Source organism: Blautia sp. HCP3S3_D9 (assembly GCF_052063845.1).
Lineage (GTDB): Bacteria > Bacillota > Clostridia > Lachnospirales > Lachnospiraceae > Blautia_A.
Window position 1 is genome coordinate 1 of the sequence record NZ_JBQHWS010000054.1, and the last position, 23,390, is coordinate 23,390.

Annotated in this window: 23 protein-coding genes; 1 reads left to right on the plus strand and 22 read right to left on the minus strand. The window is 42.8% G+C overall.

What is annotated here, in order from left to right:
* Window positions 1–201 precede the first annotated feature (201 nt).
* Together mobA and moaA are read right to left on the minus strand one after the other, a co-directional pair.
* Entirely contained in the window at window positions 202–783 is a 582-nt protein-coding gene (gene mobA / locus ACTNES_RS11500) for a molybdenum cofactor guanylyltransferase (protein WP_291805162.1), read from the minus strand.
* Window positions 784–878: 95 nt separating this feature from the next.
* Window positions 879–1,853, minus strand: a complete 975-nt coding sequence (moaA, locus tag ACTNES_RS11505) for a GTP 3',8-cyclase MoaA (RefSeq protein ID WP_441039325.1) — start codon at window positions 1,851–1,853, stop codon at window positions 879–881.
* 272 nt (window positions 1,854–2,125) lie between these two features.
* On the opposite strand from moaA, the gene ACTNES_RS11510 reads away from it, so the two are divergent.
* Complete coding sequence (locus tag ACTNES_RS11510; RefSeq protein ID WP_291817802.1) at window positions 2,126–2,944, plus strand: formate dehydrogenase accessory sulfurtransferase FdhD; 819 nt, start codon at window positions 2,126–2,128, stop codon at window positions 2,942–2,944.
* Here ACTNES_RS11510 and mobB read toward each other — a convergent pair.
* The 20 genes from mobB to ACTNES_RS11610 form a co-directional block, all read right to left on the minus strand.
* Window positions 2,919–3,431, minus strand: a complete 513-nt coding sequence (mobB, locus tag ACTNES_RS11515) for a molybdopterin-guanine dinucleotide biosynthesis protein B (protein WP_216459112.1) — start codon at window positions 3,429–3,431, stop codon at window positions 2,919–2,921. The two genes, ACTNES_RS11510 and mobB, sit on opposite strands and share 26 nt — an antisense overlap.
* A gap of 17 nt (window positions 3,432–3,448) precedes the next feature.
* Window positions 3,449–4,708, minus strand: coding sequence for a molybdopterin molybdotransferase MoeA (locus ACTNES_RS11520; RefSeq protein WP_291817803.1), 1,260 nt, complete (start codon window positions 4,706–4,708; stop codon window positions 3,449–3,451).
* A gap of 113 nt (window positions 4,709–4,821) precedes the next feature.
* Window positions 4,822–5,256, minus strand: coding sequence for an MOSC domain-containing protein (locus tag ACTNES_RS11525; RefSeq protein WP_291817805.1), 435 nt, complete (start codon window positions 5,254–5,256; stop codon window positions 4,822–4,824).
* 21 nt (window positions 5,257–5,277) lie between these two features.
* A complete protein-coding gene (locus ACTNES_RS11530; protein WP_291805148.1) occupies window positions 5,278–6,480 on the minus strand; it encodes a PP2C family protein-serine/threonine phosphatase in 1,203 nt (400 codons plus the stop codon).
* Window positions 6,467–8,191, minus strand: coding sequence for a [Fe-Fe] hydrogenase large subunit C-terminal domain-containing protein (locus ACTNES_RS11535; RefSeq protein WP_291805145.1), 1,725 nt, complete (start codon window positions 8,189–8,191; stop codon window positions 6,467–6,469). Before ACTNES_RS11535 ends, ACTNES_RS11530 begins: the two co-directional genes overlap by 14 nt.
* A gap of 162 nt (window positions 8,192–8,353) precedes the next feature.
* Entirely contained in the window at window positions 8,354–11,062 is a 2,709-nt protein-coding gene (gene fdhF, locus ACTNES_RS11540; RefSeq protein ID WP_291805142.1) for a formate dehydrogenase subunit alpha, read from the minus strand.
* Window positions 11,063–11,075: 13 nt separating this feature from the next.
* The gene (locus ACTNES_RS11545; protein ID WP_291817807.1) at window positions 11,076–12,953 is read right to left on the minus strand and encodes an NADH-quinone oxidoreductase subunit NuoF; all 1,878 of its coding nucleotides are present in this window, start codon (window positions 12,951–12,953) and stop codon (window positions 11,076–11,078) included.
* Window positions 12,950–13,432, minus strand: coding sequence for a complex I 24 kDa subunit family protein (locus ACTNES_RS11550; RefSeq protein WP_216459106.1), 483 nt, complete (start codon window positions 13,430–13,432; stop codon window positions 12,950–12,952). The genes ACTNES_RS11545 and ACTNES_RS11550 overlap by 4 nt, the downstream gene beginning before the upstream one ends.
* Window positions 13,433–13,638: 206 nt before the next feature.
* Window positions 13,639–13,731, minus strand: a complete 93-nt coding sequence (locus ACTNES_RS11555) for a DUF6783 domain-containing protein (protein WP_441039336.1) — start codon at window positions 13,729–13,731, stop codon at window positions 13,639–13,641.
* A gap of 132 nt (window positions 13,732–13,863) precedes the next feature.
* A complete protein-coding gene (locus tag ACTNES_RS11560; RefSeq protein WP_008706194.1) occupies window positions 13,864–14,556 on the minus strand; it encodes a response regulator transcription factor in 693 nt (230 codons plus the stop codon).
* A 10-nt stretch (window positions 14,557–14,566) separates the two neighbouring features.
* On the minus strand, window positions 14,567–15,295 hold the full coding sequence (locus ACTNES_RS11565; protein WP_441039329.1) for a helix-hairpin-helix domain-containing protein: 729 nt from the start codon (window positions 15,293–15,295) through the stop codon (window positions 14,567–14,569).
* 95 nt (window positions 15,296–15,390) lie between these two features.
* Window positions 15,391–15,825: a DMT family transporter gene (locus ACTNES_RS11570; protein ID WP_291810618.1), complete on the minus strand. Its 435-nt coding sequence runs from the start codon at window positions 15,823–15,825 to the stop codon at window positions 15,391–15,393.
* Between the two features lie 129 nt (window positions 15,826–15,954).
* A complete protein-coding gene (locus ACTNES_RS11575; RefSeq protein ID WP_441039331.1) occupies window positions 15,955–17,103 on the minus strand; it encodes a hypothetical protein in 1,149 nt (382 codons plus the stop codon).
* Window positions 17,096–18,196: a non-hydrolyzing UDP-N-acetylglucosamine 2-epimerase gene (wecB, locus tag ACTNES_RS11580; protein ID WP_291810614.1), complete on the minus strand. Its 1,101-nt coding sequence runs from the start codon at window positions 18,194–18,196 to the stop codon at window positions 17,096–17,098. The genes ACTNES_RS11575 and wecB overlap by 8 nt, the downstream gene beginning before the upstream one ends.
* 2 nt (window positions 18,197–18,198) lie before the next feature.
* Window positions 18,199–19,617: a CotH kinase family protein gene (locus ACTNES_RS11585; RefSeq protein WP_227227047.1), complete on the minus strand. Its 1,419-nt coding sequence runs from the start codon at window positions 19,615–19,617 to the stop codon at window positions 18,199–18,201.
* A gap of 28 nt (window positions 19,618–19,645) precedes the next feature.
* Window positions 19,646–20,326, minus strand: coding sequence for a DUF4956 domain-containing protein (locus tag ACTNES_RS11590; RefSeq protein WP_182437323.1), 681 nt, complete (start codon window positions 20,324–20,326; stop codon window positions 19,646–19,648).
* Window positions 20,327–20,392: 66 nt separating this feature from the next.
* Window positions 20,393–21,067 (minus strand): polyphosphate polymerase domain-containing protein, encoded by a 675-nt coding sequence (locus ACTNES_RS11595; RefSeq protein WP_119243304.1) that lies wholly within the window; start codon window positions 21,065–21,067, stop codon window positions 20,393–20,395.
* Entirely contained in the window at window positions 21,031–21,624 is a 594-nt protein-coding gene (locus ACTNES_RS11600; protein ID WP_291807164.1) for a hypothetical protein, read from the minus strand. The genes ACTNES_RS11595 and ACTNES_RS11600 overlap by 37 nt, the downstream gene beginning before the upstream one ends.
* Window positions 21,605–22,744 carry a DHHW family protein gene (locus ACTNES_RS11605; protein WP_291807161.1) on the minus strand — a complete coding sequence of 380 codons (1,140 nt, stop codon included), beginning with the start codon at window positions 22,742–22,744 and terminating at the stop codon, window positions 21,605–21,607. Before ACTNES_RS11605 ends, ACTNES_RS11600 begins: the two co-directional genes overlap by 20 nt.
* Window positions 22,731–23,390: leucine-rich repeat domain-containing protein (locus ACTNES_RS11610; protein WP_441039335.1), on the minus strand; the 660-nt coding region annotated here is incomplete at its 5' end. The genes ACTNES_RS11605 and ACTNES_RS11610, both read right to left, overlap by 14 nt.

Below are 23,390 nucleotides of genomic sequence, written 5' to 3' on the forward strand. Positions count from 1 at the left end.
TTCTACATCTTGGCAAAAAGTAATTTATTATTTTTTACCCAAAAGAAACTTTTATTGCTCTTAAACTGCCTCGTCTGCCTGCCTCCAATAACTATACTCATGAGTTAGTAACTCGTAAGTTACTTTCTTACGAGTATAATAATTCATCCAGCTTGCTCCCAAATAGAAGCTATTCCCGTACTCTCAAAATACAATGCATAGTTATTTAAAATGTTTTCTCACTATTTCTTTATATGTTTCCGGGTCATTAATATTGGAAAAATACCAGTCCGGAGCCTGACTTTCGTAGCATTCGTAGCCATTTCTCCGCAGAAAAGCAAAGACTGCGCCTTTCCGCTGGGTAATCTCTTCAAGCATGGCATCCGCCAGTTCTGTACGGTAGACTCCCATGAGAGGTTCCTCATGTCCGCTGTGGCTCAGGATTACTGCTTTTTCATCTGAATTCTGAGCCTGACGGATCAATGCAGCCAGTTCGTCTGCCGGAACTAATGGAACATCTACGCCAAGTACCAGACAGTATGGATTCTTTGCTTTGCGAAAGCAGGCTTCCACCCCACCCAACGGACCTTTCCCCGGGAAGCGGTCTGATATAATAGGATATTCATATTTCTTTTCGCCGTGATAACCAGACAGAAGAATATCGCTGATTCCCAGTTTCTTTCCTTTTTCTATCTGCATTTCAAGGAATGTTTTTCCTTCTATTGTAAGATCTGATTTGTCCCGACCCATGCGGCTGCTGGCTCCGCCTGCGAGGACTACCATAGATATCTGCTTCTCCTGCATTACTATTTTTCCTCTTCTTTATTTTTTTCAATTCAGCAATCCAAAACATTATGTGGAGTAATCCATCCTTTTTTGCTTTTAGAAAACTCTATAATTCAACCTCCAATCTGTGACATTCCCCTGATTTCATCCTGTTCTGTCTTTGCTTCATAGAAGTTGTGGCTGACTGGTTTATTCCAGATAACCTGATGAATCGCATCTTTGAGCTGTTCATCTGTACAGCCGCCGCGCATCAGGCCTCGTAAATCTGTACCTTCCTGATACTGGAGGCATCCTTTCATGAAGCCTTCAGATGTAAGACGTACACGGTTGCACTGGCTGCAGAATTTGTGAGTCATGGCACTGATAAAGCCAATTTTCCCCTTAAATCCTGCGATTTCATAGTAGTGACACGGGCCGTTTCCGTAACGTTCATTGACTGCATGCATCGGACCGTAGGCTTCTTCCAGAACTGCTTTAATGGATTCTTCGTCCTGGAATGGGAACTGTTTTCCGAATCCGATCGGCATCATCTCGATGAAGCGCACATGGATTGGATATTTCTGCGCCAGTCCTGCAATCCCGATGAAGTTTTCTTTTTCCTTGATCACCGGAACGCTGTTAATCTTCAGGGAAAGTCCCGGATGTGCAAGTGCTGCTTCGATTCCCTCGAATACCTTTTCCAGTCCGTCACGTCTTGCTACTTTTTTAAAGAGTTCCGGATCCAGCGTATCCAGACTGATATTAATGGCATCAATCCCTGCATCCAGCAATGCATCCAGCTGTTCTGCCAGCAGGATTCCGTTTGTTGTTAATGTTACTTTCTCGATTCCCGGGATCGCCTTGATCTGTTTTTCAAGACTTGCACAGCCCTTACGAACAAGTGGCTCACCGCCTGTCAGTTTAATCTTACGGATTCCCAGATCTGCTGCGCACCTGCAGATGCGGAGAATCTCATCATATGTGAGGATTTCTGCATGGGAAAGTGATTTTACTCCTTCTTCCGGCATACAGTATATGCATCTCAGATTGCATCTGTCTGTCAGGGAAATCCTTAAATAATCTATTTCTCTTCCATATTTATCTATCATCGGCTCTACCTGCCTTTTATTTTTTAATAATTATTTTTCTTCTGCTGTTCCGGCCACATTATTTCTTTCATAATCGTTTGACACTCTATACTCCGCAGTCTATACTTGTTTCAACTCACAGTCGGTATTTTAGGGAGTCTGAATTCCTTTTACTACTTTCATTTCACTTAGAGATAGGAAATTCCTTGCTTTTCTGCAAATAAGAAAAGTTATCTTGTTAAAATATCCTGATTATTGTATCATAATCCTTATAAAATGAAAGGAACTATCCTATGAAAATTAACGAACAATACCACAACCTTAATCTGCTCGAGAATATCACCTATGAGTTCCTGGGTCGTGACGGGGAAACTCATGAAGAAACGGAATCTATCCTCGTGGAGCACATGATGGATGTGTATGTAAATGAACGTCTGACCATGAAACTGGTCTGTATCCCGGAACATCTGGCCGAACTGGTTCTGGGTCGTCTTTTTACTGAAGAGATCATCTCTTCTGCCGATGATGTTGAACAGATTTACATCTGCGAATTCGGCAAACGTGCCCGCGTGATCCTGAGTAAAAATAAATCCGGGCAGCCTCATGAGGAAAACGAAGATTATGTTTCACCTACTCCTACCTGCTGCACCGGAAATCGTGTTCTTAATGATTATTTTATCACAGATCAGCCATTAATGCCAGTAACTCCGATCCCCTGGAAAAAGCAGTGGATCTTTGACCTGGCAGACTGTTTTGCAAACGGCACTCCACTCCACAGCCAGACCTGGGCGACCCACAGCTGTTTTCTTGCATGTAATGGAGAACTGCTCTTCCAGTGTGAAGATATCGGACGCCACAATGCTCTGGACAAAGCCATCGGATATGCCCTGCGCCATAATATTGATCTGAAAAAATGTGTGGTTTATTCCAGCGGACGCATTCCTACAGATATGGCGATCAAAGCAATCCGCGCCGGGATTCCGGTTCTGGCAAGCAAGGCTTCCCCTTCTGCCGAAGCAGTTGCTATGGCTAAAGAATATCAGCTTACCCTGATCTGCGCTGCACGCCGTGACCGCATGAAACTTTTTAACGGAAATAATCCGACAGAATAAATTCCGCAATACTCTTCGCGTTGTCCAGCTCAAAAAGAGGAACATCCTCCGGGATGGACAGTGCTTCTCTTTCTTCTGCATCCAGATTGGTGGCGATCGCCATCAATCTTTTAGGATTGCAGACACTTTCTGCTGAATTTCCCTTACGCACAATTTCAATTTTCGGATAATTACTATATTTAAATCCCTCCAGCAAAATCAGATCAGCCTCAGGAAAAAATTCCAGCAATTCTTTTTCCGTAATCTGCGGCTGCTGTTTTACCAGCATATATTTTCCCTTTGAAAACACTACTGTCCCGTAAGCTCCTGCCTGAAGCTGACGGTATGTATCTGTTCCCGGAACATCCGGTTCAAAATCGTGGCCATCATGCTTCAGTACTGCCACCCGAAGTCCCTTTTCTTTAAAAATCTCCAGCAACCTGCAGATCAGAGTTGTTTTTCCGGAATTCTTTACGCCACTGATCGCAACTATTCTTTTTCTTTCCACCAGTTTCTTTGTTCCTCTCAAAGCAAAATCGCACTCACTTTATCTCCGGTATTCAGGCTCTTGCTTTCCTGATCTTCCATGGTTTTCGTATCGATCAGGCAGTTACATCCTGCCATAGAACTGAGCACTCCGTTGGAATGCAGTCCGTTTGGAAGGTGAAACTTACCATCTTCCCAATATGCACGGATAAAACGGCGGCCTTTGATTCCCTTTACGAAATCATCTGCCATCACACCTGTAACTTCTTTCAGACCGATTGCCGAATTCTGCATCATTTTTTCCAGTGCCGGACGGATCAGAAGTTCTACAGTAACTGCAACACCAAAAGGATTTCCCGAGAGGCTGATCACAGGAACTTTTGCCATACACTTCTCTGAAACACTTTCATTTGAACCCTCTTTATTATACACTGAGAATAATGTTGGCATTCCCGGTTTCATCTTCACTCTCCAGAAAATCCGCTCTGCATTGATCAGGCGCAGGGACTCATGCATGATATCTTTCTTTCCCACAGAAACCCCTCCTGTAGTGATAATCATATCAGCCTGTTCTGCTGCCTCTTTTAGCTTCTCTGCCATAATCTGTGGATCATCTTTGACTGCTTCCATATAGAAAGGTTCGATTCCCAGTTCCCGCAGTCTGGCTGACAGCATCGTCATGTTACTGTTATAGATCTTGCCTGCCGGAAGAGGATTTCCCGGCTCTACCACCTCATCTCCGGTAGTAAGGAGTACAATCCTGGGCTGACGGTAAACTGGTACTTTCGCAGCCCCCATTCCCGCCAGGACCGCTGCCTCCACATAGCCAATGTAGGTTCTTTTTTTCAGAAGTGTGGTTCCTTTTTTGAAGTCTTCCCCTGCAAAACAGTAGTTGTCCCACTGCTTTTGTTCCGTATAAATTTCTACAAAATCTTCCCCATAATCTGTACGCTCCTGATAAACACAACAGTCGCATCCTTCCGGAATCGCAGCGCCAGTCATAATACGCACTGCCTGTCCATGCTCCACAACTCTCTCAGAGTACTGTCCTGCGTCAATCTCTTCCATTACTTTCAGTTTCACCGGATGTTCTGTAGATGCCCCTGCAAGGTCTTTGGCTTTGCACGCATAACCATCCACCGGTGAACGGTCAAAAGGAGGATTGTTAAATTCTGCCACCATATCCTGTGCCAGGATTCTTCCCCCTGCCTTATTCAGTTCTACTTCTTCTGTCTCGTTTATTACAGGCGTATACTGCAGAATCTGTTCTATTGCCTGTTCTACACTGATTCCCTCCACGCACTAAATCCTCCTTTTGTCTGTTTTTGTCTGTTAGCATTCAACTGTCAGATATTTTCAAATTTCCTTTTCTGGTCACTCACAGGATATTCTCACAAAATAACTACTGTCGTTTATTCTATGGGTACAATTTCTGCCCCTTCTTTCAGTATTCCTGACTCTATGATCTGGCAGAAAATAAACCACGGTTCCATCGGTGAGCACACTTTCTCACCTTTATATGCATCCGATGCAGGGCCTCCTGCACCGATCCGCACTGCTTCCAGAAGCACCTCTCCGCAGCGAAATCTGCTTCCTTCCACGATCGCATTCCAGTCAAGACCTTCTACCAGAAGATTCTCACCGAAACGTCCATACCTGACAGGCTCTCCTGCCTCATCAAAATATGGTTTTACTTTCTCATACGGCAGAAGAGTAACCTGTCTTCTTCCACCCATTCCATAATGCACGTCACCCACAAGCCCCTGTAGATCTGCTTCGCATTCATGAATGTTCCGGGAACTTGTTTTTCGTTCTTTACTGACGCACACACATAATATTCTCGCCATTTTTCTGTCTCATCCTTCCTGTCAGATTGCCCAGAATGCAATATTCACATTCTTCCCTGCATTCCGCAGGTGCTCCACAAGCTGTTCTGCCGCTTCTTCTTTACGCTTCTCTGTGATTCCCAGTTCCACGTTGTTCTTATTAATAGCGCCACCGAAATAGAAATTAATATCCGTTGCCTGCTCAAAGAGCATCACGCCCAGCAGTGCGGCAGCATCTTTCTTTCGTTTCAGCCTGTTAAAAGTCAGCCTGTCATCCAGCCATTCTTCGCAGTATTCCAGCAAATGCTCAATCGTCAGAAATCCCTCTGTTACCAGTTCTGCACCTTCCAGCTTATAATAGGCCGGAACATCCCCGCAGGCAGTCTCACTGAGAGAAATCAGCTCTTTATCCAGATATCTAGCAGCACACTGAGCAGTAGTACCACCGCAGATCACATGGTATCCCTCTGCCTCGAAAAACGATTTCAAATATCTCTCATCATGTTCTTCCTTGCTCGGAGGACCGATCATAATATTCACGACCTGTTTCTGCCGCATCCTCAGCACAATGGCAGTAATATCATCATCCGTCTCATTCAGGTTCAGATCCAGACTTGCTTCTGCCAGATAACCAGCCATCTCCTGTGCACTCATACCTTTGTGGTATTTCGCTTTACAGAAAGCCATCACGTCTTCTCTTCCCCAGCCTCCGTTGGTGGTCTTTCCCATCCCGGCATTGGTCACACCGTCAGACATAATGATCAGCATATCTTCTTCCTGTAATTCAAAGCAGCTTTTATGAATTTCTTTTTCCTCGATCATACTGGTCTCTACCGGATAATCAAACAACTTTCCATCCCTGATCAGAATTGCATCCGGATTATCAAACTGGTAAAGACTGACCTGTTTCCCCTGAAACTTCAGCACTGTAAAGGTAGCATAAGCCAGATTCCTCACACTGCATACAGGCAGAGTCTTCGCAACCGCACGTACTGCTTCATCCAGTTCCACCTGATTAATGATCATCGTGCTGAGCATAGTCGCAGTCAATGTGGAAAGAATATTCGCTTTCACACCGCTCCCTAAACCATCGGAGAGCACCAGTACATGGTCTTTATCATTTTCTTCGATTTTATAACAGTCTCCGCAGAGAAATTCTTTCTTCTTATTCAGGCTCACATGACCAAAATCAATACATAAACCGTCAAATTCCACATTCAGTCCGTGATATCTATTTCTTTTCATTTGGTTTTTCACTCTCCAGAAGTATGGTATTTTTTAGTTTCTCCACTGCCACCTTAGTATCTGCCGCAGTCTCTCCCAGAAGTCCTGCGATCTGCTGAACGATTTTTAACTGTTCTTCTACCAGTTTATCTGCCATTCTGGCTGCCTCGAGCTGTGCATGCTGGATCTGATCCTTATGTTTTCGCTCTTTTGTGATATCTTTCATAATGCAGAGGATCATTTTATTCTCCCTGTCATTCGTCATCACACGGTCCAGATAACGCTTCTGTTCTTCCAGATATATTTCATCCTGCATCAGATTTCTGTCAAATGCCAGAATACTTGCAAAGCTGTAATCTTCCATAATTTCTGAAACCGGATGTCCGATCAGCCTGCGTTTATGTGGTGTATTGAACAGATCTGTCGCCGCCTGATTCATTTGGATAATTCTCAGATTATAATCTACTGTAACCAGCAAACCAGGCATTGCATTAAATACTTTATTTGAATAACTCTCCTGTTTTGCCCGCATATATGGAATACACATGGCAACCTCTGCCTTATTCTGAATAATGGCGATTGCCTTTTCCCGGCATGTGTTGTACCCGCAGGCACCGCAGTTTAATTCATCCTTTGGAGAAAATTTTCCCATTTCTGCCAGAGCATCCCTGATTTCTTCTTCAGAAACCTCATCCTGCTCCTGTGCAGGACAGTAGCCGAAATTCTTTCGCAGTTCAAATCCCGGTAATTCATAGTCTCCCTGCTCTCTGTGAAAATCTTTTCCAAAAGCTGCATTCTTCACTGCCAGAACATCTGCCAGATAACGTCCTTTCTTCATCTGAAAAGAAGGACCAGCCACACAGCCGCCGCTGCATGCATACATCTCAAGAAAACAGTTTGCAAAATCCTCCGGATGAAGTTCTTCCAGAACCTCCCTGCACTGTTCCATTCCGCTTACAGAAAGCTTGCGGATTCCTTTTACAGATCCAAGCAAGTCTGTCAGACCATCTGCAATAGCAATTTCTCTGGAACGGTAGGCAATCTGTTCAGGTTCTTTCTCAGCTATGGAAATCCCTTCTTTTTTCATCCATTGTGCAAGTTCTTCCAATGTAATAACATAATCCACTTCATTTCCGGAATCCCTCAGTTCCGACATGGCCGAAATACAGGGACTTACATAGACGATCCTTGCCTTCGGATATTGCTTTTTCAGATAGTTGGCATGAAACTGCATCATAGAAGCAGACTGTACCAGGTTTCCCAGAAGATGCGGATAATGTTTCTTGACAAGCTGCACGATTACAGGACAGGCTGAAGAAATCATCACTCCCTGTTCCTTCTGCTCCGGAAAAAGCGTTTTATACTGCGCAGTCATCAGGCTTGCACCTTCTGCCGCATCTGCTGCGTCTGCAAATCCCAGTTTCTTCATCGCTTCTCTGATCTCGTTGACACCGGTTACCCCAAAACGTGCCAGATATGCCGGATGAAGAGAGGCAACAACCTGTGCCTTATTTTCCATTGCACTGCGGATTGCAGGGATCATATTCTGTTCTTCCTTGGCATCCTGCGGACAGACAAGGATACATTTTTCGCAGTAAATACACTGGCTCTCTATAATTCTCGCCTGATAATCATGGACACGGATTGCCTTTACCGGGCAATTTCGGACACATTTATAACAGTTCTTACAACTGACTTTCTTAAACTGAAGGATTGACTGAAATCTTTGCATGCCTCGTACTCCTTATTATGTAACATTATACTTCTCTGAAAAAAATTATCTCTACTTTTCCATAAAGGAATATGGAGCTGCCGCAAGGACAGCAGATCCATGTGCGACAGCCCCATATGATATTTAAGATATCAGGTTCAGAACCTTTCCCTGATATTCTTTTTATGCTTTCTCAATCTTAACTGCACATACCTTATATTCCGGTATTCTTGCATATTTGTCAAGCGCTGCATTCGTCAGCCAGTTTGCATTTCCATCCGGGAAGTGGAATGGCATCCAGCTCTCACCCGGTGAAGTCTTAGTACCTACACGTGCGGTAGATTCGATAGATCCTCGTCTGGAAGAAACTCTGACTTTATCACCGTTTTTGATACCAAGTTTATCTGCATCTACGATATTCATTTCGATAAATGATTTACCTTCGATTTCCATAAGCTCAGGTGTCTTTCCGGTCATAGCTCTTGTTGTGTAGTGATACAGGATACGTCCTGTCATCAGGATGATTGGATAATCATCATCCGGAAGCTCTGCGGACGGTACATATTTAGCCGGATAGAACCAGCCGAGACCACGGGAGAATTTACCCACATGCATGATCGGTGTTCCCGGATGATCCTTGGAGATACATGGCCACTGAAGTCCCTGTCCGTGAACTTCTTCACTATCGAGACGTTCATGGCTGATACCTGCAAAGCTCGGTGTCAGAGATGCGATCTCGTCCATGATCTGTGCAGATGTCAGATGTGGCTGCGGATATCCCATACGGTTCATCAGATCAATAATGATATCTGTATCCAGTCTCATCTCGCCAGGTACTGTGACAGCCTTGCGGACTCTCTGTACGCGGCGCTCTGTATTGGTAAATGTACCCTCTTTCTCTGCATAGCTTACACCAGGAAGGATAACATCTGCATACTGAGCTGTCTCTGTCATGAAAAGTTCCTGAAGTACAAAGAAATCAAGACTCTTTAATGCTTTGATAATGTGTGTGGTATCCGGATCAGTAACTACCGGGTCCTCACCATAGATATACAGACCTTTGATCTCGCCTGTGATTGCTTTCGGGAATACATCTGTTGCGTGTGTTCCAATATTCGGATCCAGTTTCACGCCCCATGCTTTCTCAAATTTCTCACGTACTGCAGGATCAGTAACTTTCTGATATCCAGGATATACGTTCGGCTGTGCGCCCATATCGCAGGCACCCTGTACGTTGTTCTGTCCACGAAGCGGGTTAACACCACAGCCTTCACGGCCAAGTTTGCCAACCATCATTGCCATATTGGACATAGACATAACGCCCTCTGTACCTGTGGAATGTTCGGTTACACCAAGGCAGTAGATGATAGGAGCACGGTCAGCTTTTGCATACATGATCGCTGCTTTTCTCAGATCGTCTGCATCAATGTGGCAGATCTCTGCTACTTTCTCAGGTGTGTAATCTTTTACGATTTCTTTTAATTCTTCAAAACCTTCGGTACGCTCTGCGATAAACTTGTCATCCTGAAGTCCCTCTGAAAGAATTACATTCATAATACCATTTGCAAAAGCAACGTTTGTACCAGGTTTCAGTTTCAGATGAATATCTGCTTTCTTTGCAAGACCAATGTCACGCGGGTCAACTACGATCAGCTTGCAGCCTCTCTTGACTGCCTGGCGGATCTGCATACCAACTACAGGATGTGCTTCCTCAGGGTTTGAACCAACCAGCATGATCAGGTCAGCGTTCTTTGTGATATCCTCGATCGGGTTTGTCATGGCACCGGAACCAAGAGTCATTGCAAGACCTGATACGGATGCGGAATGACATACACGGGCACAGTTATCTGTGTTGTTTGTGCCGAAGCAGCAGCGAACCATCTTCTGTACCATGTAGATATCTTCGTTCGGTGATCTGGAACACGCAAAACCTGCAAGGGAATTAGAACCATACTGTTTCTTGATCTCCATAAATTTGGAAGCAACAAGATCCAGTGCCTCATCCCATGTTGCACGTTCAAATTCACCGGTTTCTTTATTCTTAATTAACGGATACTTAATACGCTCCGGTGACTGTACAAAATCGAAGCTTCCGCTACGGCCCTTAACACAGAGCAGTCCTTTATTGGACGGTCCATTTGCCGCTTCTGTATCTACGATCTTTCCGTCTTTTACAAGGAGATAATACTGGCAGCCTGTTGCACAGTGTGGACAGGTAGTCAGAACTTTCTTGTCAATCTGGTATGGACGGTATTTCTTTCTGCGCTTCATGGTCAGAGCACCTGTTGGACAGGCCTGAACACAGTTGCCGCAGGATTCACAGATACCTTCATTCCATTTATGTTTATAATGTGCACCGATCACAGACTGGAAACCACGATCCATTGTATCGATTGCACCTCTTCCTACGATTTCCTTACAGGTATTCACACAGCGATGGCAGAGAATACAAAGGCTTGGATCATAGGTAAAAAATTTATTAGTATCATCAATCGGCATATCCTTCATTTCACCAGGATAGCTTGTCTCAGTTACACCATATTCAAAACAGTAGTCCTGTAATTTACAGTCACCGTTTGCTTCACATGAGAAACAGTGTACACGATGGTCGGAAAGAAGGAGATCAAGAGTATCCTTACGATATGCAATAACCTTCTCAGACATTGTCTGTACTTCGTCTCCCTCTGAGCAGCGAAGTGTACATGCCGTATCAAATTTGGTTCTTCCGTTATTTGTAACTTCTACCACGCACAAACGACAGGAACCATCCGGCAATACATTCTCCAGATAGCAGAGTGTAGGAATCTCCACTCCGATCTGTCTGGCAGCCTGCAGAATAGTCGTACCTTTCTCTACCTCTGCAGGAATTCCATCTATAGTCAAATGAATCATCTTTTCACCCTCCTTAATTCACAGAAATTGCGCCGAATACACAATTTTCCAGACATGTTCCACACTTAATACACTTGGAGGTATCAATGCTGTGAGGCTCTTTCTTATTGCCTGTGATTGCACCAACCGGACAGTTTCTCGCACACTTAGTACATCCTTTACATTTCTCAGGATCAATTACATAAGAACGCATTGCCTTACATACATGAGCTGCGCACTTCTTATCTACAATATGCTCTACATATTCATCACGGAAGTTCTTTAATGTGGAAAGTACCGGAAGCGGTGCACTCTTTCCAAGTCCGCAGAGTGAACGGTCCTTGATAAAGTTTCCAAGGTGTTCCAGTTTATCCAGATCTTCCATCTCACCTTTGCCTGCTACGATCTTCTCAAGGATCTCAAGCATGCGCTTTGTACCGATACGGCAAGGTCCGCATTTACCGCAGGATTCTCGCTGAGTAAAGCCCATGAAGAATCTCGCTACCTCAACCATACAGGTATTCTCATCCATAACTACCAGACCACCGGAGCCAACGATTGCACCATATTTCTTAACAGAGTCAAAATCAAGCGGTACATCCAGATGTTCTTCTGTCAGACATCCGCCGGATGGTCCGCCGATCTGTACAGCCTTGAATGCTGCACCTGCTTTCAGACCGCCTCCGATATCAAAGATGATCTCTCTTAAAGTTGTTCCCATCGGAACCTCGATCAGACCTGTATTCTCAATAGAACCTGTCAGTGAGAATGTCTTAGTTCCAGGTGAACCTTCTGTACCGATACTTCTGTACCAGTCCGCTCCTTTAAGAATGATCTCAGGAATATTTGCATAAGTTTCTACGTTATTCAAAACTGTAGGTTTCGCCCAGAGTCCCTGTTCAACTGTACGAGGCGGTTTTACACGAGGCATACCTCTGCTTCCTTCGATAGAAGCAGTCAAGGCAGAACCTTCGCCACATACGAAAGCACCTGCACCACGGTTGATATGCATATGGAAAGAGAATCCTGTTCCAAGGATATCATCGCCTAACAGTCCGACTTCTTCCAGAACTGCGATCGCATGTTTCAGTCGTGCTACAGACTGCGGATACTCCGCACGTACATAAATATATCCATGCTGTGCTCTTACTGCGTAAGCTGCAAGCATCATACCTTCGATCAGCCGATAAGGATCACCTTCCATTACGGAACCATCCATGAATGCTCCCGGGTCACCCTCATCACCGTTACATACTACATAATGAACAGGATCTGCCTGACGGGCTACCTGAATCCATTTCTTACCTGCCGGGAAGCCACCGCCTCCACGTCCGCGGATACCGGATTTATCAACCTGATCGATAACCAGATCCGGATCCATCTCAAACATTGCTTTCTCCAGAGCCTGGAAACCGCCGCTTGCTATGTACTCATTCAGAGATTCTGCGTCAAATTTACCACAGTTTTTCAGAACGATTCGTGTCTGTTTTGCGATAAACGGAATATCTTCCGGTCCACGGCTTACTTTGCCGCCTTTCTGATAAAGCAGTCTCTCGATTGTTTCATTACCCTGAACACTCTTCTCAAAAATCTCCTGGCAGTCTTCGATCTGAACCTTTGTATACTGGATCACATCGTCACCCTTCTGGATACGAACCAGAGGTCCAAGTTCACAGACACCCTGACATCCTGTTTTCTTCACTCCTACGTGTGCGTCTTTGTCATGAGGTCCGAACTCAATTGTTACTCCAGGGGCATCCTTGGCGATCTCCATGAATTTCTCATAGATTTTCTGGGAACCGGTCGCTACACATCCGGTACCTGAACAGACAAGGATACGACAGTCATAGGAATCAAGCACCTTAACGGCTTCTTCTCTGACCTGGTCTAATGCTTCTTTATTCTGGATCATCCCTGTTCGCCCCCTCTCAGTTTATCGATCAACTCATCTGCCTTCTCAGGTGTCATTCTCGGATGTACATCCTCATTCACCATCATAGTCGGTGCAAGACCGCATGCACCAAGACAGGAAACGGTTTCTACCGTAAACATCATGTCATCTGTGGTTTTCTTTGTTCTGGAAAGCCCCAGTTTCTTATACAGTTCTTCCAGAACCGGTATAGACTTTCTTACATGACAGGCTGTTCCGTCACAGACCTTGATCACGTATTTACCTTTCGCATCAAATGAGAAATTCTCATAGAATGTTGCCACACTGAAAGCTTTCGCTTCTGTTACACCGATCTGCTCTGCCACATATGTAAGTAACTCCCCTGGCAGATATCTGTACACTCCCTGAATGTCCTGCATGATCGGAATCAGTGATGCCGGCTTTTTACCATAGAAAGCAATGATCTCGTCCGCTTTCTGATAAAATGATTGATCTAGCATTTCGCACCCTCCTTATACCTTCTTTTCTCTTTTTATTGCACTCTATACATATTGTAACGTTAATTATAAGCTTTTTTCGTCATTTTCACAAGCACATTTATAGAATTTTTCTAATTTTTTATTATTTTCCTCTATAGATGTTTGTTTTGTTTGTCTAATTTTTATCATCTTTGTTCAACAATAAACCATCTCAGATACAAACCAAACTAAACTGAATCAAACTGAACCGCCATTCTTTCTCTAGAGCGTGTCTGAAAAAGGCTTTCTGCAAGATGTGCGTCACACTTTGCGGGAATGATTTTTCAGACACGCTCTAAGCTTCTCATTTACATTTTTTATAGCAGGACTGATATAGATCCCAACAAAAAAACAGACCGTATTTTATGAGATTTATTTCATAAAATATGGTCTGCCTGTTTCATGCGTTCTTTTTATTGAGCCTGGAAATAATATCCAACGCCCCATTTAGTGTGTACATACTTCGGTTCACTTGGATTGGTTTCAATCTTCTCGCGAAGACGACGGATATGTACATCCACTGTACGTACATCACCCGGGTATTCATACCCCCACACAATGTTCAGCAGGTTCTCACGACTGTAAACCTTATTCGGATTAAATACCAGGAGCTCCAGTACATCAAATTCCTTTGCTGTCAGATTAATCTCTTTTCCTGCAATAAATACACGTCTGCCTTCACAGTCCATACGAAGATCGCCCACCTGAATGCTCTTTGCCTTTTCTTTCTCCTCGTGGTCGCTTCCCGCACGGCGCATGATCGCTTTGATACGTGCCTTAACTTCCAGGATATTGAACGGTTTGGTGATATAATCATCCGCACCATATTCAAGACCAAGGATCTTATCCATATCCTCGCCCTTAGCTGTCAGCATCACGATCGGCACATTGGAAAATTCGCGGATCTGCTGGCATACTTCCAGCCCGTCCATCTTCGGCAGCATCAGATCCAGAAGGATAATATCATATTTTTTATCTTTTGCTTTCTCTACTGCCTCTTCTCCATCATAAGCGCAGTCTACCTCCATACCATCCTGCTCCAGACTAAAACGGATTCCTTTTACGATCAGTTTCTCATCATCTACTACCAAAACTTTCCTGCTCATTCGGTTCTCCTTATCCTACTACTATCTCATCTTTTATCTTTGCAAAAGTACCTTCTTTGATACCCTGTACATTCATAATATCCTCTATCGCAGCAAATGGCCCGTTCTCTTCTCTGTAGGCAATGATCGCCTGCGCACGTGTTGCACCGATCCCCGTCAGCGTAGTAAGCTGAGCTTCATCTGCTGTATTTATGTTGATCCTGTTATCTTGCTGAACCTGAGCGGCCATCCCTGTGTTCTGTCCTGTTCCGGCACTTCCATTCATCTGTCCATCTGATGCTTTGTCCATCTCTACCGGATCCAGTCCCTGCCGCTCCATCTCTTCCTGTGTGAGAATATAAAGCTGCTGTCCGTCTGTCAGAACTCCTGCACGGTTTACACAGGTCAGAGCTGCCTCGGGAAGATATCCTCCCGCCGCCTCAATCGCCTGAAACACCCGGCTCCCGGCTGCCAGCTGAAAAACTCCCGGATTCGCAACTGCCCCGCAGACATCAACATAGATCATCGCCTGCTGCATTTCCTCTGCATCAGATTTCTTCTCATCTGCCTCAGCCTTCGACTTCTTTCCTGATATCTCCTCACCTGATGGCTCCGCATCCACCTCTGCTTTCGCTTCCTGCAATCCATCTATCAGAAACTGTGCCTCTCTGCTCTTACAACCTGTCAGTCCTGTAAGAAACAAAGTTCCACACAATATCAGCATCACAGTATAACAACATCTGTTTTTTATTTTTATCATAAGGATCCTCCTCTTATTTATCAGAGTAAGAGTCCCCTGTCCATAATGCCACCCTTATTGTAACGAAATCTTAAATATTTTACAATAGTAAAATCTTATTTTTGCCATTTAAATATAATAATTCCAAAAATCGCGATCAGTAATCCGAGGATTTTGCGCCATTCAAATGGCTCTTTGTCTACTCCAAACAACCCGGCCAATTCAATTACATAAGCAACTGCCAGCTGCGAAATAACGATCAGCATTGCTGCCTTTGCCGGTCCAAGTGCTCCCATGCTCTGGATTACTGTAATTGTAATAAACGCTCCGATCACACCACCAAGGAGTGTATATTTATTGTCCACCTGCCAAAGTGCAGCCACACTTTCCCGTCCTGTGAAAAGCCAGGCCAGAACACAGACTGCAAAAGCCGACAGCTGCACCCAGCCGGTTGATACCCAGAGACTGGTCTGCTTTGTCACCTCCGTGTTAAAAACACCCTGAATACTCATCAACGCCCCTGAAATCAATGCCACTATAAATCCCCACATAAATATGCCCTCCTGGATAATATGATCATTCTGCTTACTTCGGTAATCATTCTTGTACCGAAAAGAGGCACCACTGTTTAGCAGTACCTCTTTTATTCCTTATTATTAGTTTATTCATTCCGCGCAAAATCATGCACACAGTATAAATCCTGTTTTTATTTTTCTTTCATATAATCCATACAATTTCCCGCATTCCATGCATATCCATCCTGCTTCGCCTGTGTATAGCGGATATTTTCGGTTCTCACAGTATTCTGCTTCATAATTTCCTATCAATTCCACAAGGTTATTGATATCCCCCATCTGCGCGGCAGCCATTCCTGTCATTGCCCACAAAAAGTCGGTTCTTTTTTTATTCAGTTTCTGCCACTGAAACTTTTCCGTAAACTGATCATATAATATTTTTTGCTTTTTCTTCTCTTTTACCGGAAATTCATAGATCAGCGGATAAATCTGAGCAACACCATCCGGATAAAATTCTGCCTGGTGATACAGATTACTGTTTCCAATAATTCTCCATCTTTGATTCGCATCATCCCAGAATATCTTTTCTATCTGTTCCTGTATCTTTTTACGCATTTCACTGATTACCTGCACATCTTTTAGTCCTGCAAGTTCCAATTCGTACAGACCTTTCCATACTTCCATATTATCCATCAGATAAGCTGTTGTATTTTCTTCTGAGACCTGTGTAATTCCATCCTGCATCAGGCTTTTAATCTTTTTTAATGCAAGGCTGATTCCTTTTTTCCAGTATTCCGCCAGGTCTGTAATTTCTGTCTTTTCCAGATATTTTCCCATAAGAAAAAGATACATACCAAGATATCCGTCTTCGGAATCAGCCTTTTCTTTATAAATAAGTTTCCCTCTCTCTTTCCTGTAGATTCCCATTTTTCCATCTGTTTCCAGCAAAATCCCGGTATGCCAGTCCAGATATCTGCCAACAGCTTTTTTCTCGGTTTCAGTCATTGTGCAATTCTCTGTTTCTGACAGAAGCCCCAGTGCAGCCATACATGCAAAGTATGGATTAACATCTCCGGCTTTACTTCCATTCATATAGATTTCGCCCTCAGGCCCCTGATTCTCAAGAATCCACTTTTTTTCTCCGGTCAGGACTGTTTCCAGCCATTTCTGCCGGACAGATATTTCTTTTCTCAGGTTCTGATAATAAGTAAACATAAATGCAATCCCCACAGTTATGCAAAATATAATAAGTCCCATCACGTTCTTTCGATGTTTCACTTTTCTTTTGCATTGATTCTGTTTATGCTCATGCATCTATATCCTCCAGAATTTTTCTGATTTGAATACTTGCAGTCCCATCACCATAAGGATTTCTGGCCTCACTCATCCTTCTGTAAATCTCCGGTTCTGTAAGAAGCCGCCTGCATTCTCTGTAAATATCATCCATCTTCGTGCCTGCAAGCTTTAAAGTTCCTGCTTCCACACCTTCCGGACGTTCTGTTGTATCCCTCATGACCAGTACAGGTTTTCCCAGTGCAGGAGCTTCTTCCTGAATTCCGCCACTGTCTGTCATGATCAGATAACTGGCTTTCATCAGGTTATGGAATTCTACCACATCCAGTGGTTCGATCAGATGTATTCTCTCACATCCTCCAAATTCCTCATCTGCAATTTTTCTGACCTGCGGATTCAAATGTACAGGATAAATAACCTTCACATCTGTAAATTCCTCCACGATCCTGCGTATAGCCCGGAACATATCACGCATGGGTTCTCCCAGATTCTCCCTTCTGTGTGCTGTCACAGCGATCAGTCTGCTGCCTTTTGCCCATTCTGTCTCAGGATGATAAAAATCATTTCGCACCGTATAGTGTAAAGCATCAATTCCTGTATTTCCTGTAATAAAAATCTGCTCTGGATTCTTACCCTCTTTCAGCAGTGCATCCGCTGCTTTCTGAGTCGGTGCAAAATGCAGGCTGGCAGTAAGTCCAATGGCCTGCCTGTTAAATTCTTCCGGATAGGGAGATTTCATATTATAAGTGCGAAGTCCCGCTTCTACATGTCCTACCGGAATCTGCTGGTAAAATGCAGCCAGAGATGCTGCAAATGCTGTAGACGTATCTCCATGGACCAGCACAATATCCGGTTTTTCTTTTCTCAGGATTTCCCTCATTCCTGTAAGAATAGCCGTTGTCACATCTGTAAGATCCTGCCCTTTTTTCATGATCGCCATATCATAATCCGGAACCACTTTAAAAATATCCAGAACCTGCTTTAACATTTCCCTGTGCTGTCCTGTTACACACACCAGAGTTTCCAGTTTTTCACTTTTTTTCAGTTCAAGAACAAGAGGGCACATTTTGATTGCTTCCGGTCTTGTTCCAAAAATCACCAGTACTTTTTTCATTCTCAATTTCCTCCCAGTTCTTTATCCAGATACGCAAGTCTTTCGCGGATAGTATCTGTCAGTTGTTTCACAGCTTCTTCGTAACTTCCGATATCCCTCGATGTGCCCTCTTTAGTGGTTCCGGCTAACAGAGTCTCATCAAAAGAATATCCCCACACTTTAAAGTTTCTGTCCACAGCATCTCCCAGTTCCTCCTGATAAGATGCTATTTTGTCATAGATATATTCATCAGAGAGTGTAGTTTTTCGTAATTGTCTATATCTTTCACAGACACATTTTCTGAAAGTTTTATCCTGCCACAGCCTTTCAAACCATGAATTTTCCACAGTATAAAGGGCATCTGTTTCTGTACGAAACCACTGATAATTATCAAATCCATTGTTAAAGTCCCATACAGCAAGCTGTAGCTTTCCTCCCAGTTCTTTATACACATAAGTAGAAAGATTACCAGCATCATAATTCATGGCAAATTCATTTATAATAAAATAATCCACCCAGTTATCCATGTCTATATATGCCTGATAGCCGATTCTTTTGTCACTGAAATTCTTTCCATATAAAACCTGTTCAAATTCAGAAATATCATTTTTTATATATTCTTTTTGTTTTTCCGTTATTTTATTTTCTGATGGATATCTTATATATAGAGCGTTATATGTATGACCTTCCGTCTTTCCCCAGGTTTCTATCTCTTCATTTCCTGTATCGATTCTGTCTCTGTTTACAACATATGCAGTTTCTCCGGACAACAAACCAAATTCCGAGAGACGCAGTCTGCTTTCTCCGTTTGTCACAGGTTCCACTGCCAGATAAACTCCCTGATACTCTCCATCAACAAACAATTCCACAAATCGGGTGTCGGGAGCCCATCCATTTAATTCCCTTGCCAGATCATATACCAGTTTATTCCTGATCAGCGTCTTATCAAGATAAGGTCCATTCAGTATCCATTCACTGTTTGCTCCCATTCCTGCAAGAGATACTTTTTTTGCACTGTCTTTTTTATTTTTATAAAATTTAATGCGATACTGCTTTTTATCAAATTTGCTATAAGAAGATGCTCCTCTGTATTTGATCGTAGCACGGTATATCGAATTGGGGACAGAGAAAACAGATTGCTCCTCTCCGTTTCCATCCAGCAGAGCAATATTTCCCCAGATTGCATTCTCCTTCAGGATCTGCTGTCCCATTGTATTCATATAGATTACCGGAAGTGTAGTAGAGAACTTTCCCAGATCATAGTATTCCAGTATCTCCTCGTCAGGTGCATCCCACTCCTTCATTTCTTCTTTCGTGATAGCGGTTCTCTTTTTTTCCTTTGACTTATTTTCTGACTTTACAACAGAATTTCCCACAATGGATATTCCACAGAGAACTGTTATCATCAGAATACATAAAAGGATACGTCTTATCCTTTTCATAGCAACACCTCTCAGTCAGGCAGCCTTTTTACTGCGAAAGTTCATCCTTCTGGTCAACTATATTTACCCTTTTTACGCCATCGATTTTAATCAGTTTCTCTGAAATATCCATCTGATTTTCTTTTGCAGCTTTATACAGGATTCCCTCTCCGATAGAATAAACCAGTTCAAAGCTGTTTTCTGTAACATTTCTCATGGAAACATGTACCTTTCCGGCAAAAAATGTATCCACTGCTGCCTCTGTTTTATGTAAGCATTCAGGTTTTCCCTGAACAACCAGCAGCTTATTACAGGATGTGAATCCCTTCCTTGTAATAATAAGAAAAAGAAGTAAAAACGCAGAACCAATAACAATAAGTGCATACTGAGATACCCCGCAGCCAATGCCTGCCGCGATTGCCCAGAAAATATAAGTAGCATCTCTTACATCCTTTACAGCAGTACGAAATCTTATGATAGAAAGAGCACCGACCATACCAAGGGACAATGCAATATTATTACTGATAATACTCATGATCATAGCTGTGATGATCGTGATTGATCCGATTGAAATATTAAATTTTCTGCTGTATGCAGGCCCTGCATAAGAAATTTTATAAGTAAACATGATAAAAAAAGCAACGATCAGTGCGATCACATTATTCATTAAAATTACAGTCACACTCAGTGCTTCTGTATTTGTCAGATTTTCTACGATAAATTCTCTCATATCTCTCTCCAATCCCGGCATCCGGTTTACTAACGGTCTCCGGTCTGCCGTATGTAAAACTTACAGTCACATCATTCTGGCTCTGGAATATTTGCTGTGGCTGGTGGACAGTTCATCCGCTTCTTTCAATGTCTCAGCAATCATATCCGGCAGGAATCCTGTATATTTTACTTCCATCAGTACCTGCTCTGTACTGCCCAGCGCATCTGTTCCAACCTCCTCGAACAGACCATATGGATATAAAGCCCCTCTGATGTCCGTATCAAAAGTGATCCTTACATCACCAGCAGGATAAGCAAATGCCAGCCTCTGATAATCTATAATCGTCTTTGGACGGTAACAGCCCTGTGTAATCCGCAAATATAATCTCATAGCCAGCTCTGTTTCATATTCCAGAAGAAATGACGCATCTCCCTGTTCCATCCGAAGTGCCTGTTCGCGGCTGACAGGTAAGGAATATTTCACTCCGTCAAATCCGTTTTTGCATTTAAACTCCAGCTTTGCAGATAAATCACCCAGTGAATAAATTCTTAAACGGATCTTCCTTTTTTCATACATTCCATCCAGATTATCCCATAAATCCTGATCGTCTATGGAATCATAATACTGAGATCTGATAAAATATCTGCCATTTTCTCCATGGATATCTCTTTCCATAATTCCATCCAGCTTCTGTTGAAGAATCATGGCCTCTCTGCGGCTGATTAGATATTTGATTTCTTTACGAAAAACCGTTTCCAAATCTTACGCCCCCTCTCTGATTTTCGTTCAAACAGAACTATCTGGAACAGGAGTCCGCATACTGTCAGCAAAACCACATATCTGACTCCCGTCTCATGAAGAAGAAACATTCCTGCTATAACAGAAGAAAGGATTGCTCCCTCCAGAGGAAAAAAGGCCGCTGCAGCTGCAGCTCCTGCAGCGAAAATAACTGCAGCCCACCAGAATGGATAATACATCCATACAACTGCCGCAGCAGTCATGGCAGACAGGATCATGGAATCTGCTGTTTTCCACTTAAATGCCATATATCCCATCAGACATCCAAGTAGCGTAAATGCAGTTACGATCGTCCCCCATCCTGTTTTTCCGTTCATAGCAGTACATAATACAATCGTCACTCCCCAGAACATTATGAAGGAAACGATCAGACGATACACCTTAGCTCCTGCAAAAACAAGCAGAATCCCAAAGATCAGAAACAGCATTCTTTCTGTATTTCCGCTTATATGAAGATTGTCTGCACTTCCCGTTTTTTTCATAAACAGGTCAGTTCCCTTAAGAATCAGTTCCGACATCAGACACTCCTCCTTCCATTAAAAGTGGATTCAATGCTTTCATATAGGATTTATTTCCTGTTTCAGCAACATCCTGTGCCCATATAACATATTCTATATTATATTTTTCCAGTACTTCATCCAGATTCTGTATAAGATCTGTATCTTCATATATATTAGACACGTAAACCTTTTCAAAGATTTCTGAAAGATAAGAGATCATCATCTTCCCTCTTGTATCTGCAATAAGAAGAAGATTTCCTTTCCTCTGTCCTTTTCCTCTTCCTTCCACTATACTATGAGCATAATCTGAACCAATGACTGCACGACTTCCGCTGCTATTAAACTGTATCATTTGTCTTTTTAGTGTCTGCAGTTGCCCTTCTTTGTTTTCAAAGATTAATTCTTCGCGATTGGGATTTGAACCATTGATATAAATATAGAATGGTTCCTGTTCCATGTTTTCTATATCTTTCTTTATTTCGTCTGTCGTATACTTTTCTAACGCTTCCAAAAGAAGTTTTCCATCAAAAGTTCCAAAAACATATTCACGGTAAGCATCCAGGTTCTCCTTATCATATCCAAGTTCTTCCAAAATCACCTGCGTCCCGTAAAATGCCCCACGCATTGTCCAGCTATTTCTAGTTCTGAAATAAATATATTCATACTGATGTTTCTCCAGTTCAGACAGCGGATTTAAAACCACTGAAGGATCTGAAAAAGAGGATTCCAGTTTTTCTATAAAATCACTGTATTTTTCCTTTTCATTTTCATATCCACTTTCAAATACCGCTCTTTCCGGTATCGGCATAATATAAGTATCTTTTCCACTCTTTTTCTGTAATGCTTTCATAATATCTGCCGCATATGAAATATGATCCTCGGAAATCTGATTTATATTAAAGATACGGTCTGTATAGATTACCTGATCCTGAGTTTCCAGGATTTTGGTTTTTGAAAGAGACTGGTCATTTTTTAAGCCATAGTTGTTATACAAATCCCTTGTTTCCGGAACATATACGCTTTGCTGCTTAACATTCTGCAATTTTTCCATTCCATTCTGTAGGATCAGAATTCCTGCAGACATTATGATCAAAATGAGCAAAACAAGAAACAGTTCTGCGGTTTTATTCTTTTTCAACTGAATTCACCTCCCTGAACCTGATTCTGGCATTTGGACAGTTTTTCTCCAATTCTGCAATACCCGGCTGATTTTTTATTTTCTCTGATACGGAAATCTGTTCAAGAAAAACACAATCTCTGAATGCACTGACTCCTACATATTCCACACTGTCCGGCAGGTATACCTCTTTCAGATTTTTACATCCCCGAAAAGCATGATCACCTATTTTCTTTAACAGAGAGGTATCTGAAAATATCAGTTTATTAACAGACACACATTCCGCAAATGCAGCTCCTTCAATCACAGTCAGGGAATCCGGAAGACTTATAAATTCCAGTGCATAACAGTTTTCAAAAGCTGATATCCCTACTGATTTCAGTGAAAGCTTTTCTATACTCTCCCATACTTTCAATACATGACAGTCAGCAAATGCATAGTCCTCAATAACAGAAACACTCTCCGGCAGATACACCTTCTCAAGACTTCTGCATCCAAAAAACTGACTCTTCGGAATAATTGATGCACCTTCAGGAATAACCGCTTCTTTTACGTATATATCTCCTCGAAATCCCTGAAAATCAACATTTTCATATTCCGACAGATTCTGGAAAATAATTCTTTCTTTATGAACAGGTTCTCCTGGAAAACAATACTCTCCCAATAC